The organism is Larkinella arboricola, from assembly GCF_003259745.1.
Lineage (GTDB): Bacteria > Bacteroidota > Bacteroidia > Cytophagales > Spirosomataceae > Larkinella > Larkinella arboricola.
Genome location: NZ_QLMC01000001.1, coordinates 1,271,128 through 1,288,701 on the forward strand (window position 1 = coordinate 1,271,128; position 17,574 = coordinate 1,288,701).

Genomic DNA, 17,574 nt, shown 5'->3' on the forward strand with positions numbered 1-17,574 from the left:
CTTTAGTGGTCATTAGAAAAGTAAACTTATAGACCCTGAAGGATGGCGGGGCTTTTTCGTTGGGGAGGAAAAATAGGGCTTCGGTTGAGCCCATTGCTAGCTCTGGGGTGAGGTGAATAACCGTTAATTTTCCACAATCAGCCTTTTTTCGCAAAAGTGCGGGAAAATCAGAGGGCAGGGAGTCATCCCATATCTGTTAAAAAACGGGCAGGAGGTTACCCCGCCCGTTTAAATGGTGATCCTATTGCGCTTTTACTTACTGCGTTTTGATCACCTTAAAGTGCTGCGTGGCTTTGCCCTGCCCGACTTGCAACAGGTACAGACCCGGGCTAACACTCACCTGCTGGTGGCGGGGCGATTAGAAATAGGTGAAATAGGTTATTGAGAAGTGATGAATTCTCCTAAAAATAACTTAGCAGAGAAATATAGGTATCTGATCTGTCATAAAATACGGAAGAGCTTTAAAGTCCATACTTTCAGCTACGTTACCATGAGACCTCTATGCGAATTTATTTACCTATCATCTTTCTATGTTTTAGCCTCCTGACGTTGATAGAGGAGGAGGCCGTTAACGCGATGATCAGCCAATACTCCCTTCTAAGGTGTAAATGACTATAATTTACTGAGCCGTTTATACCTTAAAAATTTAGTTTCCCGAAATAATAGACTTGATGGCATAAATTAATAAACACAGAAAAGATATACAATAATTATCAAAGTGTAAACAAAAACAAAAAAGCACTTACCATTTCTGATAAGTGCTTGATTTTCAGTGTGGGAGTTGACGGGTTCGAACCGCCGACCCTCTGCTTGTAAGGCGGTGTGAAATGACTTTAAGTTGCTTGTTATTGTTTGTTTAATATATTGATTATCAGTTTATTGATAAGGTTTGTTTTGCTGTCGCTTATTGTGGATATAGCATAATTTGTTATATTTGTTTTACCTAACGCTTTACCTAAAAGCTGGGTAAAACAAAATGGCTAGAACGACCGAACACAAAGAAGGCAAAGCTACCGTAAAGATCATCTACCGGGTTGATAAGACGCTCAAAGATGGGTCACATCCTTTTTGGATACGCATTACCAAGAACCGCAAAAGCACCTACATTGCCACCGGCTTAAGTCTGCATCCTAAGTACTGGAATGAAAAGGCAACCGGCTACAAAGAAGCTATACGCCGGAAATACCCTGATAAACTTCGTGACGAATTACTGACCCGTCTAGCCGATTGGGAAAATAAATATATCCTTGGTGAAAGGGAGCTGGCAAAAACGGATGAGGTGTATGATTCAAAGGCTGTTGCCTCCAAAGTTGCGGAAGGCCGTAATAAGGCCCGTCGTGTCGGGTTGCTCGCTTACATTGATGAGTTAGTAGCCGGAATGGTAGCTTCCAAACAGACGGGTAACAGCATTATCTACCGTGATTTGAGAAACCAGCTTGCCGACTTTTTGACCGATGAATATAAAAGCCGTGGTGCTGACCTGCCCTTTAGTGAAGTAACAGTACGGTTTTGTAATCAATTAGAGACTTTCTTCCGGCAGCGGGGCAACTCTGACACTACATTAAGCAACCGGTTTAGAACCTTAAGGGCTGTGCTTAATAAAGCAATTGCCGAAGGAGTAGCCAAAGCCGAACATTATCCATTTGCTCGTAATGTATCTGAAAAACACAAATTCAGTATCGGTAAATTTGATACCTCAACCCAGAAACGGGCCATTACCCGGGATGATGTACGGAAGTTGGAAGCTTACCAACCTGTCGGAACAGCTACCGGGGCTTGGTCTAGTCAAAAGAATGCTGCTGAAGTGGAACGCCTTCAATTAGCTAAAAACGTATTTCTATTTTCTTTCTATTGTGGAGGGATCAACTTTGTTGACTTGGCAAAACTTCGTTGGTGCAATATCAGCATTGACGCGGATGGAAATCTACGGCTATCATACATACGCCAGAAAACAGGAGGCAAGTTTACTGTGAAATTACTACCTCCAGCCGTTACCATTATTGAGTCCTACCGTTCTTTCACTTTCAATAACCTTAATAGCTACATTTTTCCGATATTAGACACTGCGGCACATGTTACTGAGGTGCAGATCAATAACCGGCTCCATAAGGTATTGGGGCAAGTGAATAAGGAATTGAAAACGCTTGCTGACCGTGCCGGAATCAATACACCATTAACTACCTATGTTGCCCGTCACTCCTTTGCGACTACGTTAAAACAGAAAGGAACCGCAACGGCTGTAATTAGTCAAGCAATGGGACACAAGACAGAGGCCGTTACCGCTGTCTATTTAGATTCCTTTGCATCAGAGATTGTAGATTCGGCTTATGATGCTTTATTGTAATTTTTCATGCTATATGGAAGATAAGTATAACAATTTACGCCCTGAAAAAGCAAATGATTTTAACTTAGATGATTTTAAGTCAACGGTGCTTAACCTAACTGATTTCAGCGATCAGTTAGATTTATGGAATAAATATTTCGACTTGCCCGCTATGGGTAGAAGGCTCTCTGTAGATGTTGGTTATAAAATTATTTTCCATTTCTATTGCGAAAGCCCACAGTGCGCCAAAAACTTCACTCCAGAAAAACAAGCCATATTAATTGAATGGCGAAAAAATTATTACAAACCATTTCAAGCAACTTTCGACCAACTAACGACTTACCAAGATAGAATAGATTTTTGTCTTAAGCATTTTGGTATGGCTTTAAATACGTTCGTTCCTGAAGAGGGAATTATATTTAGTACTCTGCCAGAAACGCCTGAAGAATGGGAGATATATAACCGACTATCATATGAATCTTGGGAGAAACATTTGCTTGAAACCCCATCTCTTAAGAATAAAGCGTTTGCTATTCGAAAGAAGACTTTTACTGAACGTATTATCAATCATTTGTATCCAGCAAAAGGGTTACAGGATGAAATAGATTCTATTTATGATGAATATTTTCAACCAGGCAAAAAATGGACCCCGCAAACTGAACATATTAACGCACATATCAAAACCTTTAAAGACCGTTACAATGGCTTCGTACTTAACTATGCTGAGGAGCCTAAAATGCATAGAGGGTTTGATGAAATGATAAGATATATTGAAGGTGAACAAGCATACAAGTATTACAAGTATTTAGTAGAACTACAACGTATGCCAGACTGGTTTGAAGAGTTGAGTGAAAAAATTGCCTCGCTATCTTCACTATCACAACATAAAGCAAGTATAAAGCCGTCATATGATGTTGATCGACTTTTGGTTGACAAGTCATATCGGTTTGCAATGGTCGATCAATTCTCGGAATACATGAATACGATTGAGCCTTATGCAGAAAGAGTACAATACTTTATGAAGATTAGTAAAGTGTTGGGTGTAGGTATTCCGGCGCTTAATATGGGAACGCAAAACATATTTGAGCGGGACTATTGGACTACAGATAATGGAGAACCACTTAATTTCCTAGATAAAGAGGGCAACCTGGTTCCGCATAAGCAATGGGGATTAAAAGTAACTACGGATGAGGAACGTAGAATAAGCCGGAAGTTATGGTTTATCGAGGTGAGGCATTCGGAGTTCAAGGCATTCGGCACCTGGATTAATGAGCCATTGGAGAAGCGTAAAGAATTATATAATAAGCAACTGAATAATTACAATTCGGTTGACTTGGCCCGGCTACATCTTAATATCATTAATAATGAAATAGCTCGGTTTCATAAAGAGTATAATGGGTTCTGGGACAAAGAACCAAGAGATTCAGAACTGATTGAAGTAAAGCGGCAGCGGCTGACTGCACCTATGCTTATTGAAAGTGAGTTATTAGGCAACAGAGCAATCAACTGGTTAGCTTTTCATCGTGGATATCAATTACAACCGTTTGCTTTCTTGTGGGATATGGTGGCGTTTAAACTTTTCTTGATTCAGCAATTACATCTTTCACAAGCAACCTATACAACTGATCTCCCTCAAATATCTGTTAAGAATCCAGAAATAGTAGTTATAGACAAGTCTCAAAACTTTTTAGATGAAATTGCGACAGTCGAGAAAAAAATAGCAAATAATGTAAATGACCAATTTAGAAGCTCGCTATTTGCTCCGAACTTATATAAATCAGTTGCTGATTTATGGAATTCGCTCGAAGGAAAAGAACGTAAAGAAACTAAAGACCTCTTTCGTGAAGCAGTTATAGGGTATATAAATGATTCAAAATTAGTAGTTGATAGATTGATTGAAGGCTATGAAAGGGAGTTAAGAAAGCAACCTGAACGTAAAGCTGAATTATTAATTGAAAATCGAGACTGGTATGTAAAGCGGTTAGCAGATATTTATGTGCCAATTGATAATTGGTATCATAATTTTTGGGATGATCAAGCCCGAGAGGTAAAAGATATTAATGCTTTAGAGTCGGAAGTGTTCCTATTCTGCTACAATCAAGATAAACCTTTCATGGTTGGTTTGAGACTGTTACGTGATTTGTATGGCTACTATCAGGCAATCAGCAGATTTAACGAGTTGATACAGCAAAATGTAAGCGGACGATCAATTCCTTCAATTAAAAAAAAGAAGCCAGCCTTTGCAAATAATGCTTTAGAATTATATTTTGAACATACTTCGAAATATAAGATAGTTATGGAATTGCTTGTTGAAAGAAAGTACTGTCAGGCAGGAACATATATTTGGATTGATACAGCGCCAGGTTTTAAAAGCACAGTAGTTATATTAATCAAACATCTGCATGCACAAGGCTTTTTTAAGAATAAAAAGAAACCTTCTAACCAAGAAATTGTCATTGTTGCTCAAAATACATTTGGTGTTCAATTAAGTATAGATAGTGTAAAAAAAGCGCAGCCCTCTTCTTCTCACTTTGATTTTATAAAGCCTGCAAGTACTTATTGATTACACAAAATACCCCGTTTACACTCTAGGTAAACGGGGTAAGCAGTAATTGGTTTTTTCACTAATAATGCTATTTTCTTTGTAGCCGAACCAAATACTACATCGGCTATGAACGATATCCTTTTAAGCCCGCTACGGCTGTCCGAACTTGAAACTCTCATCGAAAAATCTGTCCGTAGGGCAATAAGCCAGCTCCTTTCCGACCCTACGCCTAAAGACCAAATCGGCGGAATTGAGCTAGCTGCTCAGATTACCCGCCTAAGCAAAGCCCGTATCTATACACTCGTATCGGAAAGGGCTATTCCCCACAAGAAACGCGGAAACCGGCTTTATTTCAACCGCACCGAGCTAATTGCCTGGGTAGAGCAGGGAAACCGGAAGGAGAGAGGAGGGCTGGAATCGTGACCGCACTTCAAAAACTCAACACCCTGGCCGACCAGGACAAGGCCGCTAGACACCCTAGCTTTCCGGCTAAATACACACCATCAAGCAAGTACAGTGACCGCGACGCCAACGACTTGACGCGGTGCATTGTAGATTATCTCAATTTATCGGGTCATTTTGGTACCCGCCTTGCCAGTACGGGAACCTACCGCGCCGACCTGCAAAAGTTTGTCCAGTCTCAGCAACGGGCCGGGTTGCCCGACGTATTCGGAGTCGTTGAAGGCCGAGCCGTTTTTATCGAAGTCAAAGTTAGAAAAGATCGGCTGTCGGATGTGCAGAAGCACACCATCAATCAGCTTGAGCAAGCCGGAGCCTGGGTGTATGTGGCTGATAACTTTCAGGGGTTTTACGACTGGTTCAAGGCCGAATTTCTAACCCCACCTTTTTGAATCCCTCCGCTAACTAACAGGGTCGATACCCCGCAGCATCGACCCTGTTCAACACTTTTCCAAATGAATACTGAACAGAATAAAGATACGAAAAAGCCGCCAATCTTCGACATGACGGATGAGGAATTGGCCGACACCGCCGATATACCGTTTACAGAGGAAGAACAAGAACCACCACCGCAGCAACCTGAAAAGAAAGACCTTCTTTTACAGCGGCTGTTAGATAAGGAAAAGTCTCTGGCAGAAGCCGCCACAAAACCGGTTGTGTTCAGTCCTCCGCTGATCAGCCGGGATGAGATGGGAATTATTGGGCGGGGTACGGTCAATGTCATTCAAGGGGCTTTTGGGTCACATAAATCCCGCTTTGCTGAATTATTGGCGTCTCTGATGCTCACGGTCAATGAGAGTATGAATCCCAAATTTTTAGGCTTCGCTCGCGCAGCGCTGGAACGGTTTTGCGTCTGCTACATTGATACCGAACGCAACCAAAATGAGGAACTCCCGTTTGCTATTCAGGGCATCAAGCAACGGGCGGGCTATCGGTTAGATGAGCTACCGGAACAGTTCCGCTTTACCTCCATCAAAGGCGAAAAACGCAGCGAGCGATTTGAAGCCATCGATACGTTTATCCGTAGCGTTCGTAAGAGTACCACCCTGCATTTGGTCTGTCTGATTGATGTGGTCACCGATGCCATTGGAGATTTTAACGACCCTAAAGAATCGATGTCGTTATTTGATTTTATCGGCAACCTCTGTGATAACTACGACGCGACGTTTCTTTTGGTTATCCACCAGAATCCCGGTACCGAGAAAGCCAGAGGCCACACCGGCACTGAAGCCGCTAACAAAGCTAGCACCGTTTTTCAGATTGGGATTGAGAAAGATGCCAACGGCAACGACACCGACTTGATTAAGCTTCGTTACCTCAAATTGCGTTACGGGAAAAAGCCTGAACATCTGTATTTGCAATTCTGCAAAGAATGGAATGGATTACGGTTAGCGGATGCGGAAGCGGTAGCCAATCATATTAACTACCGGAAGCATAAAGCCGACGCTGAGGATATTGCCGACCGCTTGACAAGTTTGCTGGCAGATGGCCCCATGACAAAAGGAAATGTCATAGAAACCCTGGAAGCTGAATTTGGGGCCAAAAATGCCACGATTCGGGAACGTCTGAAGCAAGTGATCAACGATCAGCTCTTTATGACCAACGATCAGGGGGTATTGGTGAAATTGGGCGAATACCGCGAAGGCCGACAGCAGTTCTACCGGCTGGAGCCATTGGAGGAAGACCATGAGGCCGAAAGCGCCGATTAACGTTAGTGCTAACTGCTAAAGCCCTTATAGGGCCGCTGGCAGTTGGCACTAACCTTTATTACTGCCAAAATCATTTTAGCACCTACTCTAGCAGTTAGCAGCATGGAACCGAACGCCCTACGTCCGAATCTGTTGGACGTGCCGATTAGCTTTTTTGAGTACGATCACCAGCGCAACCATTTTGCCAATACACCCTCCCAGGAAACCACTTTACGGCGGATTGTCACCACCCGGTTTTACCGGTCTACGATTGAAGCGATCCGATCCGAAACCGATCCGATCCGGCAGGACCAGCTCAAGAAACAGCTTCCGGCTATTACACCCGTAGCCCTACTCTACCACCGCCGACGCGAAACGACGTTTGCCCAAAAGATTAAGCAACAATGGCCGATGCTGATGGGGGATATTGACTGGAAAGATAATCCGGGCGTTGATATGGCCGAACTGAAAAAACACCTGACGCGCTTGCCGTATGTATTGCTCTGTGCTTACTCCGTGCGGGGAGGACTTTGGTTTGTGGTGCGGTTACCGGATGACCAGACCCCGGAAACGTTGACCGCTCACTTCCGATACTTGCAAAAGGTGTTCCTGGAAAAGTTCGGGATTGTACTCGATGCCAGCAAAGGTGGAAATCCGACCCATTTACGATTTGTCAGCTATGACGCCGAACCGTATCTGAATGAAAACGCTACGGTGATGAAAGGGATTTACACACCGTCCTCAAAACCGACTTTCCGAACAAATCCGGCCCGACCAACGAAGCCTGTTGATCAACATGAGTTAGTGACCCGCCTGGTTCGCTTCACCCAAAATGCCGCTGAAGGCCAGCGGCACGAAACGCTATTGAAAGCGGCCATTCTTGCGGGCGGCTATGTAGCCACCGGTAAGCTTGATGAATCAACCGCCGTTTATGCCCTGGAAACCGTAGCGAGTGAGTGGCCGAACTTTAGCAAGTCCCAAAAAACGATTCGTGACGGTATTGCCTATGGGTTAGCTAAACCAATTGTAGAGCCGCAGGCCCCATTACATTCATCCGTTGCTGAAGTAGTTCAAGCAAATAATAGGATTAAGGATGGTTACTGCACGGATGAAACGCCAGAAAAGCTAAATCCGATGATTACTGCCCAAAAAAATGTCCGGTCCGAACCGGTTAATTCTGATAGGGACTTTTGGCAAATAAACTTCTTTGAATGGCAGCGAACACATCCGCCGTTTAATCAACTTGGTTTGGTGTCGCTGAGAAGATTAGGGACTGAGAACCCGAACAAGAATTAATTATTTTTTACCTACGAATTATTGGAAAAGACGAGTGATTTTACCTTTCTACCTTGTTGAATACACAGCGTCAATTAACTTTATACAAGTCTTAACCTTATTAGTTCTATTGGGGAGTTTCAAGCAAAGTATTTTTCCTTTTACATCCATTTGGAACTGATACAGAAAGCAGGTCTGCGTTATCAACCTCCTTCGTTCAGACGGCCTTGGATATAAAAGCCCAAACCAGCTAGGCGGGGAATTTGATTCAGCCGTATCGCCAGAAGGACCTGACGTTTCGAGAGAATGCGGAAAAGCTTAATGCGAATGAGTACCGCACCCGGCGGGAAAATTGTTCTGGCCGATTTCCTTCCATCGACTGTGGAAACGATTCTAGGTATGAGAATAAGCCAATCAACAATTAATTAGTCTTCATCAGAAGTTTATAATAGAACTAATATATAGTCCTTGAAAATTAATATATATAATGCATAATATCATGTTGTGTATATCTTTAATTAATTTAAGGTCAATAAACTAGCAGGGTGTAAATCAAACCTATCTCTACCATTGGATACTATCCGACAGTTCTATTTATTGCCTGGTCCTTTTCCAAGCCTCCTGAATCTTTCGACTTTTCTCAATGACTGAATTGAATCATGCACCTAATTCTTCACAGCTAAAGGCAATAGCTACCTTGGAAGGCCCCTTGTTAATCATCGCGGGCCCCGGTTCAGGAAAAACCAAAACCCTAGTAGATCGTATTGTTCGGCTAATTGAACAAGGCATCCCCGCTGAGGATTTGTTCGTAGCTACCTTTACCGAAAAAGCGGCCAAGGAACTGGTCACCCGAATTTCTAATCAATTATTGAGGTTGGATATTAGGGTTAATCTTAATGAGATGTACCTTGGTACACTCCATTCTTTGTTTCTGCGCCTGCTTGAAGAATATCGTGAGTACACTCGATTCAAACGTAGTTACAGAATTTTGGATGACTTCGACCAGCAATTTCTCATTTACCGGAATATTAGCCGATTTGATGAGATTCAGAATGTTGACGTTTTGACTGGGCCGCCGACTCGCTCTCGTTGGGAGAGAGCATCCTCATTAGTCAGACTGCTTGGCAAAGTGTCGGAAGAGTATATAGATGCTATTACCCTTTCTAATTCCGCCGATTTAGCTGTCCAGGTTTTAGGTCAAACTTATATCCTATATAGGGAAATCCTGCTAGAAGAAAATGTATTGGATTTCGCTGTTATCCAGACCGAGCTTTTGCATCTGCTCGAAACTCAGCCTCAGATATTGTCTCGACTCCAAGAGAAGTTTAAATACCTGATGATCGATGAGTACCAGGATACCAATACAATCCAGGAGCGGATCGTGCTGCTGTTAGCGGATGCCAAACATAACTTGTGTGTTGTGGGGGATGACGATCAGGGGCTTTATCGGTTTCGTGGAGCATCCATCCGGAACATCCTTGAATTTCCAAATCATTTTGCACCAAGCGAATGCACGACCATTCGGCTTGAGACAAATTACCGGTCGCATCCTGATATTATCGCGTTTTATAACGACTGGATGGCTCGCCTTGACTGGTCGGGAGGTACATCCACTTGCTTTCGATACGATAAAACGATCATACCTCGTCCGGGAAGCTTTCATTCATCGCCTTCTGTAATCCGCGTGGGCGCATCAGGGAGTTTTGAGCGCTATTGCGAGGAGGTATTGGCCTTCATTCGCCAACTGGAAAACTCGGGTAAAATTTCCGATTACAATCAGATTGCTATGCTATTCCGGTCGGTACGTAACGATCAGGTGCTGGCACTGGCCGCGTTTCTGGAAGACAATGGTGTACCGGTTTTCTCACCTCGTTCAGCCCTGTTCTTCGAACGCGACGAAATTAAACTACTGCTGGGAGCCCTAGTTTTCTTGTTCCCTAATCTGTTCGAAGACTTAAAGTGGCAGGAAGACGCCCAACTCGGCATCTGGGACCGATACACCGAGTGGAAACAATTCTTCGCAGATGCACTCCGAGCTGACAAAAATAAACACCGTGACTTGATCTTGTGGGTACGACAGACAGCCAAAATTCACGCAACGATGGCCAGTTCGACTACCTATGCGCTGGCAGCTCTGCTCTATCAACTTCTTGAGTTCCCTATGTTTGCTGAGTTCCTGGAGGTGGACATGAATGATAAAAAGCGTAACCTTCGAGCTGCGTTTAACATTGCCCTTCTTTCCAAAATTCTTTACCGCTTCGAGTATCTATATGATGTTACGATTCTGACGCCGAAGAAACTTCAATCGGTCCTGCAAAGTTTTTTTAACCAGTATTTACGTTTCGTTTACGAAGGCGGCATTCAGGAATACGAGGATTTCGACGAGATGGCTCCATCGGGCTGTGTCTCGTTTATGACGATTCACCAGGCGAAAGGCCTGGAGTTTCCAATTGTTATGGTGGGGTCCCTCAATGGGGTGCCACGTTCCCAAACGGAACCGGTCGATTTGACTGCCTACCTTTCTAAGCCACCCTTTGAGCCCACCACGGAGACGCACCGCTTTGACTTTTGGCGGCTTTACTATACGGCTTTCTCCCGCCCGCAGAATCTGCTGGTCCTCACAACTTATGAGAAACAAGGGCAAGGACGTAGCCCGTCCAAGTATTTCGATGAGGTATATTGGTCTTTACCATCGTGGAGGGATGCCCGCTTTAGACTGGACGACTTTGTGTTCGATTCGCTCAAACCAGTCAATCTCAAGCATGAATATTCTTTTACTTCGCACATTTTGCTTTATGAGAATTGCCCGTTGCAGTATAAGTTTTACAAAGAACTGGAGTTTGTAGAAGTTCGGACGGGGGGCGTACTTGGTGGCTCGCTGCTCCACCAGACTATCGAAGACATTCATCGCCACGTGTTACGTGGGGAACCGCACCACGAACTGACCGATGAAAAAATAAAGGGATGGTATGATCTCAACTATTACTTATTGGCTAAGCAACAGCGTACCCAACTCCGGCAGGCCCAGTTAGATGCGCTATACCGGCAGATTTTGCGTTACCGGGATCGACAGGCCAATCAATGGCATCTGATCCGCGAAGCTGAAGTCGATGTGTCGCTGGTGAAAGAGGACTATATACTAAAGGGGACAATTGACCTCATTGAAGGCGAAAACGGGACGGTGGAACTGGTAGATTTTAAGTCGGGCGACAAGCCGGACGTAAACACAACCGACCCCCGGCTGAAGAAACAACTCAACCAATACCGGCGTCAGTTGGAGATTTACGCACACCTGGTGGAGGAGCGGACAGGGCAGACGGTTTCGCGAATGAATTTGTATTACCCGAAGGAGGAAAGCGGTAGCCCCTATGTATCGTTCCCCTACAACCGTGACAATGTAGCTGTTACAGTGGGATCATTTGATGAAGTCGTCAAGAAAATTGAAGCGCATGACTACGACATGGCCCACACGCCTAAAACCGAAAAACTTTGTGGTGACTGCGACATGCGGTATCATTGTAACCCCACAAAGTTTTCGCTCTAACTGGGTAGGAATTAAACGACATAATTAGATGAGTGGAATTTTAACTAAGATCCATCAGCAGTTCATGGCCAGCAAGGACGTAGTTTCGTTCATTAAACTCTTCTCGGTTGTTACATGGGAGAAAATTGCTTTTGTCAGGAGACAGAAAGGACTTAAATTCCATGAGGTCACGGCCACGCAAAACCTCCTTTTTCAATTTCGCCTGTTAGCAGAAGCCAATCCCAGTGGTGTGATTATGTATGAAGCAGATAGCGAAAAGACGAATGGCAATGACATTGAGCTGTACATTAAAATCAACGGCCGGTATATATTTTTTGCCTGCCAAGCCAAGATTGTCTATGATAAGAGTAGCGCAAGAAGACCAGATACGTATGATTCGATTAAACACTTGATAAATAAAAAAACACCCAATCCTGAAGAACAGATCGAAAGTCTGTTACGATATGCGAAGAGGAAAGGGGGTATCCCCATTTACCTTTTTTACAATTATTGCGCCGATCAAAAAACAGTAAACGATATTGTCCAGTCCTCATCGGAAAATATCGAAGTATATGGATGTTCATACGTAGATGCAAGGTCATTGATAGGAAACTATTACTCTATCAATGACTGGCATACGATACCAACCTTTAGATCACTGCATATTCAACAGGCAAAGCCTTTTTATAAACTTTTTGAGACTATGGAATTGTCTGATACATCGATTAATTTGAGGGATATGCTTCGGTCGGCCAATCTCGAAAACACTGATGATAACCTAACACAATATGAGCGACCGTTTGATGAAGATGGCAATAACTGGGTTTCAACAAATGAGGCCTTGCCAAGAAGGCAGAAGAGTAGAAAGAAAAGTCAGGAAGGCACCGAGGACGCTGGGTTTGCCCCAAGGTACAGGTTGGTTATCAACGACCTGCAGATTGATTCTCCTTTAGCTCAGTGGCTTTTCCTATAGATTTAATGAACACACTTTACAACATGCAAACTAACCTTAACCTCAACGCCCGTACTCGGCAGGAGGAAACCACCGTAGAAAATTACCAGTTTGAACCCATCAAAGGTTACCCCATGCTCCAGTGGCAGGGAAAACGGCCGTTTACCAGTACGCAGTTCTACCCCGCTCAACTTAAAGAAACCTACGGCGAAGAGACCGATGGTTGGATAAACCAGATCTTCTGGGGAGACAACCTTCAAGTCATGAGTCACTTGCTGAAGAAGTTTAGGGGGCAGGTGGATTTGATTTACATTGACCCGCCGTTCGACTCGAAGGCGGATTATAAGAAGAAGATTCAACTACGTGGTAAAGCCGTTGCCAACGACGCCACCGCTTTTGAGGAAAAGCAGTATACTGACATTTGGACCAATGACGAGTACTTGCAGTTTATGTATGAACGTTTGGTAATATTACGGGAATTGTTAGCCGAAACGGGTTCTCTGTATCTACACTGTGACTATCATAAAAATCATTACTTAAGATGTTTATTGGATGAAGTTTTTGGGCAAAGTAATTTTAAGAACGAGATAATTTGGAAAAGACGAGGAGGACGAACGACTACAGGTGAATCAAATTTATTTGAGTCAGTAACGGAAACGATATTTTGGTACGTCAAATCGGAGAATTATACTTACCATCAGCTTTTTTCGAAAGAAGAATCAGAAAAATATATTAAAGAAAAATTTACAAATAGAGATGCTGATGGCAGACTATATCAATTAACTGCTCTTAATTCGCCAAATCCTCGGCCAAATCTTATCTATGATTATAAAGGTTATAAACCTCATTCAAATGGCTGGAGTGTTTCTTACGAAACAATGCTAAGATATGAAGAAGAAGGCAAATTGTATTTTCCCGAAGATAAGACAAAAAGAATACGTCGCAAGCAATATCTAGATGAATGGGAAGGAAAAGTTGTACAGTCCCTTTGGACTGATGTTTTCACTATAAATTCCCAAGCGGAAGAGAGGGTAGATTACCCTACTCAAAAACCAGAGGCACTACTTGAACGAATACTAAAAACTTCCACCAATCCTGGCGACCTCGTTTTTGACTGCTTTATGGGCAGTGGCACTACGCAAGCTGTAGCCATGAAACTTGGTCGGCGGTTTCTGGGGGCTGATATCAACCTCGGCGCTATTCAGACCACTACCAAACGGCTTGTCAGAGTGGCTCAGGAACTGAACGCCAAACTGCCCGATGGCAAGGTTTATACCGGCTTTCAGGTCTATAACGTCAACCACTACGACGTATTCCGCAATCCGCTCGAAGCTAAAGAAATCCTAATGAAAGCGCTCGAAGTGGAACCTGCCCCCGCCGGTGGGTTGTGGGACGGTGAAAAAGACGGGCGCATGGTCAAGGTCATGCCCGTCAACCGGATTGCTACCCGCGCCGACCTCAACGACCTGCTGGCCAACATCGACCTGCGCGCCTACCAGATCCGCAAAGACGCAAGCCCTAACCGCCCCGTCGAACATATCACGCTCGTTTGTATGGGTCACGAACCCGACCTGGCTGCGCAGCTCAAAGCCGAAGTCAAGCAGATGGGTTACCTCATCGACGTAGAGGTTGTGGATGTCCTGCGCGATCGCTCGAAGCTTGAATTCAAGCGTGACGCCGAGGCCGTGGTAACTATCGAGAACAACCAGCTACTGATCCGGGAGTTCTACCCGATGAACCTGCTCCAAAAACTTTCGCTCATGAAAGAGGACGCGGGTGACTGGAAAGAACTGGTCGAATCAGTCTTGATTGACTGGAACTACGACGGGGCCGTGCTCGAACCTACCACGGTCGATATTCCCGAAGGTAACGCCCTCGTGCGTGGCGTATACCCTTTACCGGCAAATCACGGAACGATCCGCGTAAAAATTACGGACTTGCTATCCGAATCCCTTGAACTAACCGTAGAACCGTTTTAACTGACCTACTCATGGCTAAACGCACCAAGCAACCATCAGTAGAGTTTCACTTCTACCGGTTCCTGCTCAAGTTCCATACCGAGAAACGCAAGGATATCTACGCCAGCTATCCGGCGATAACCCGTAAATTTTTACGATTTAACGACCCTACGAACGCCAGTGCCTACCTCCGCAAACCCCAGTTTGAGGCCCTCGAAATTTACGTCTTCCTAAAAGAGTATTTTGGGAACGTTCAGCTCTCGGACATCTTCATGGAGTGGTTTGAGCGGAGTGGCAAGTTTGAAGGGCGGGCCGTAGGCGGTTTTAACCGTAGCGGACAAGGGCAAATTTTTGATGTGCTGGAACAGGACCAGGAAACCGACAAGGAGACTGCCCGCGTCATTTTCCAGCAAATGGCCGCCTACAAACAAGCTTATCCAAACTACATCTTCGCCCTGACGATGGGCCTTGGCAAAACCGTGTTGATGGCTACCTGCATCTTTTACGAGTTTTTGCTGGCCAATAAATTCCCTCAAGATGAGAAATACTGCCACAACGCGCTGGTATTTGCCCCTGACAAAACCGTTCTGACCGCCCTGCGTGAGATCGAAACCTTCGATAAATCGCGGGTTGTCCCGGCCGAGCACATCAACTGGCTGGACGCCCATTTGAAGTTTCACTTCCTGGATGAGTCGGGCGACGCGCTGAACGTGTTGGATGGAACGGCTTACAATGTCATCATTACCAACACGCAGAAGATCATCCTGAAGCGGCAGAACAAGGCCAAACAAGCCGCTGACCTGCTCTTTGCCGACGCCAAGAAAACCTACAACATCAAAGAACTGAACAAGGACTTTGAAGACCTGTACGACTTTGACAATCTTGACTCCGAAGCCGAGCTGGTTACCAACCAGCGGTTCGAGAAGCTGCGTCGGCTGCGCAACCTGGGTATCTACGTCGATGAAGCCCACCACGTCTTTGGTACCAAGCTGGCGCAGGACTTTGACCCTACCCAACAAACCAGTTTGCGGGCGACGATCAACGCATTAGCCAAACTGCTCAGTGACCGGGGCGAAAAGGTAGTAGCCTGTTACAACTTTACCGGAACGCCCTACGTCGGAAGTCGCCTGCTACCCGAAGTAGTCTATAGCTATGGACTGAAAGAAGCCATTGACAATAAATACCTAAAACAGGTCAAACTCGATGCTTATGAGAACGTTCGCCATCAGACCAAGGCTTTTTTGAAGTCGGCAATTAGTGGCTTTTGGGAGCAGTTTGGGCAAGAGCGCTACGAAGGAATGCTTCCTAAAATGGCTATCTTCTGCACAACGGTCGATGAATTAAAGGGTGATATTCGCCCCTCAGTAGAAAGCATTTTGGCAGAATTGAACATTCCAACCAGTAAAGTTCTGGAGAATACCGAAAAGAGTACCAACGATGAAATTAGAGAGTTCAACCTACTTGATACCCCCGCGTCGGAGAAGCAGTTTATTCTGCTGGTTAACAAGGGAAAAGAAGGTTGGAACTGTCGGAGCCTTTTCTCAGTGGCTATGCACCGGGAGCCGAAGTCAAAAGTTTTTGTGCTACAAGCCACAATGCGCTGTTTGCGGGCAATTGGAGAGGTACAGGAAACAGCTAAGGTCTATCTATCGAAGGAGTGCGAAACCATTTTGCGTAATGAACTAGACCAGAACTTTAAATTGACCCTTGAGGACCTGACTACAGCAGGCGATGACGATAGTGACCGGATTGAAGTACATGTAGTACCCCCTCCCATTAAGGTAAAGCTCCAAAGAGTTCAGAAGCGGTTTGAATTGCGGACCAAGCAGGTAGAGCGTCCCCGGATTAGCCTTCGGGAAGCACCGACCGAACAGTATCGGATTTCTGTCACGCAACGATCACTGACCAACTTGGATAAGAAAATTGGTCCCGAGCTGGATATGACCGATATAAAGGAGAAAAGGACATTTTCAGAATTAAGTTTAGTAGCCGAAATTGCCCGCTACCTGAACCTGTCACCTGTGCGGGTTGCTCAACTGCTTCGTAATTCGGAAGAAGGGATAACTGCTATTCTTGAATCGGTTAACGAGTTCAATGAATTGCTATACGAATGGGTTATTCCACATCTGTTCAACGAATTGTATGAGTTGAAGTCGTTTGAGTATAAAGAACCACTAGAAATCGAATTGGTGAAACCTCCCAAAGATGGTTTCTACCGAATCAAGGCCAGGCTAGATCGTGTTGCCAACTACCAAGCTTCATACTATGAAGCGTATAAACACAAGTCGTTTCACTTAAGCGACTACTGCTTCGACTCTTTACCGGAGTTCGAGTTCTTCAAAGAACTTCTTCGGGATAGTCGAGTCAATAAGGTTTGGTTCACCGGTATGCTGACCCACGGCCAAAGCGATTTCTGCATTCCTTACATAGACCCGGAAAGCCATTCGCTACGAACATATTACCCAGATTTTTTGGTTCAACTCACAGACGGTAGTTACGTCATGTTTGAAGTGAAAGCGGATTATCAAATTGATGATGCCATTGTCCAAGCCAAGAAAAAATGGGCAAATGAGATGGCGGATGCCTCAGCGATGAAGTATGAGATGATTCCAGCGACGCAGGCTAAGTATGGGTGGAGCATTGGTGAAGGAAACTCAACAGTTTTTAATGCGAATCAAAGGTTGAACAGCACATTGTAAAGTCCTGTAGCCGATTGCTTTAAACAGAGTGGTAAAAGCCTTTGCTGTGATCAAACTTTCGATGAGGTTTGGATTTGGGTCTTCTCAACAACCAATTAAAGAACAATTAACAATTCGATAAGCTGGCGAATTGAACTCAAGTACCGAGAATA

The 17,574-nt window shown here is 44.6% G+C and carries 10 protein-coding genes; all 10 read left to right on the forward strand.

The genetic code is table 11. From position 1 onward, the window contains the following. Positions 1–976 precede the first annotated feature (976 nt). The 10 genes from LX87_RS05040 (at position 977) to LX87_RS05085 (ending at position 17,422) form a co-directional block, all read left to right on the forward strand. On the forward strand, positions 977–2,344 hold the full coding sequence (locus LX87_RS05040) for a site-specific integrase (RefSeq protein WP_111627050.1): 1,368 nt from the start codon (positions 977–979) through the stop codon (positions 2,342–2,344). A gap of 13 nt (positions 2,345–2,357) precedes the next feature. Further along, on the forward strand, positions 2,358–4,886 hold the full coding sequence (locus tag LX87_RS05045) for a hypothetical protein (RefSeq protein ID WP_111627051.1): 2,529 nt from the start codon (positions 2,358–2,360) through the stop codon (positions 4,884–4,886). Positions 4,887–4,994: 108 nt separating this feature from the next. Continuing rightward, positions 4,995–5,291: a helix-turn-helix domain-containing protein gene (locus LX87_RS05050; RefSeq protein WP_111627052.1), complete on the forward strand. Its 297-nt coding sequence runs from the start codon at positions 4,995–4,997 to the stop codon at positions 5,289–5,291. Further along, complete coding sequence (locus tag LX87_RS05055; protein ID WP_229310546.1) at positions 5,288–5,719, forward strand: VRR-NUC domain-containing protein; 432 nt, start codon at positions 5,288–5,290, stop codon at positions 5,717–5,719. The genes LX87_RS05050 and LX87_RS05055 overlap by 4 nt, the downstream gene beginning before the upstream one ends. 63 nt (positions 5,720–5,782) lie before the next feature. Continuing rightward, positions 5,783–7,036, forward strand: coding sequence for an AAA family ATPase (locus LX87_RS05060; RefSeq protein WP_111627053.1), 1,254 nt, complete (start codon positions 5,783–5,785; stop codon positions 7,034–7,036). 102 nt (positions 7,037–7,138) lie between these two features. Continuing rightward, positions 7,139–8,311 (forward strand): BT4734/BF3469 family protein, encoded by a 1,173-nt coding sequence (locus LX87_RS05065; protein ID WP_111627054.1) that lies wholly within the window; start codon positions 7,139–7,141, stop codon positions 8,309–8,311. Positions 8,312–8,933: 622 nt separating this feature from the next. Further along, entirely contained in the window at positions 8,934–11,834 is a 2,901-nt protein-coding gene (locus LX87_RS05070; RefSeq protein WP_111627055.1) for an ATP-dependent helicase, read from the forward strand. Positions 11,835–11,862: 28 nt separating this feature from the next. Further along, the gene (locus LX87_RS05075) at positions 11,863–12,786 is read left to right on the forward strand and encodes a DUF6615 family protein (protein ID WP_111627056.1); all 924 of its coding nucleotides are present in this window, start codon (positions 11,863–11,865) and stop codon (positions 12,784–12,786) included. Between the two features lie 23 nt (positions 12,787–12,809). Then, positions 12,810–14,744: a site-specific DNA-methyltransferase gene (locus LX87_RS05080; protein ID WP_111627057.1), complete on the forward strand. Its 1,935-nt coding sequence runs from the start codon at positions 12,810–12,812 to the stop codon at positions 14,742–14,744. Positions 14,745–14,995: 251 nt separating this feature from the next. Then, entirely contained in the window at positions 14,996–17,422 is a 2,427-nt protein-coding gene (locus LX87_RS05085; RefSeq protein ID WP_229310547.1) for a TnsA endonuclease N-terminal domain-containing protein, read from the forward strand. Positions 17,423–17,574 lie beyond the last annotated feature (152 nt).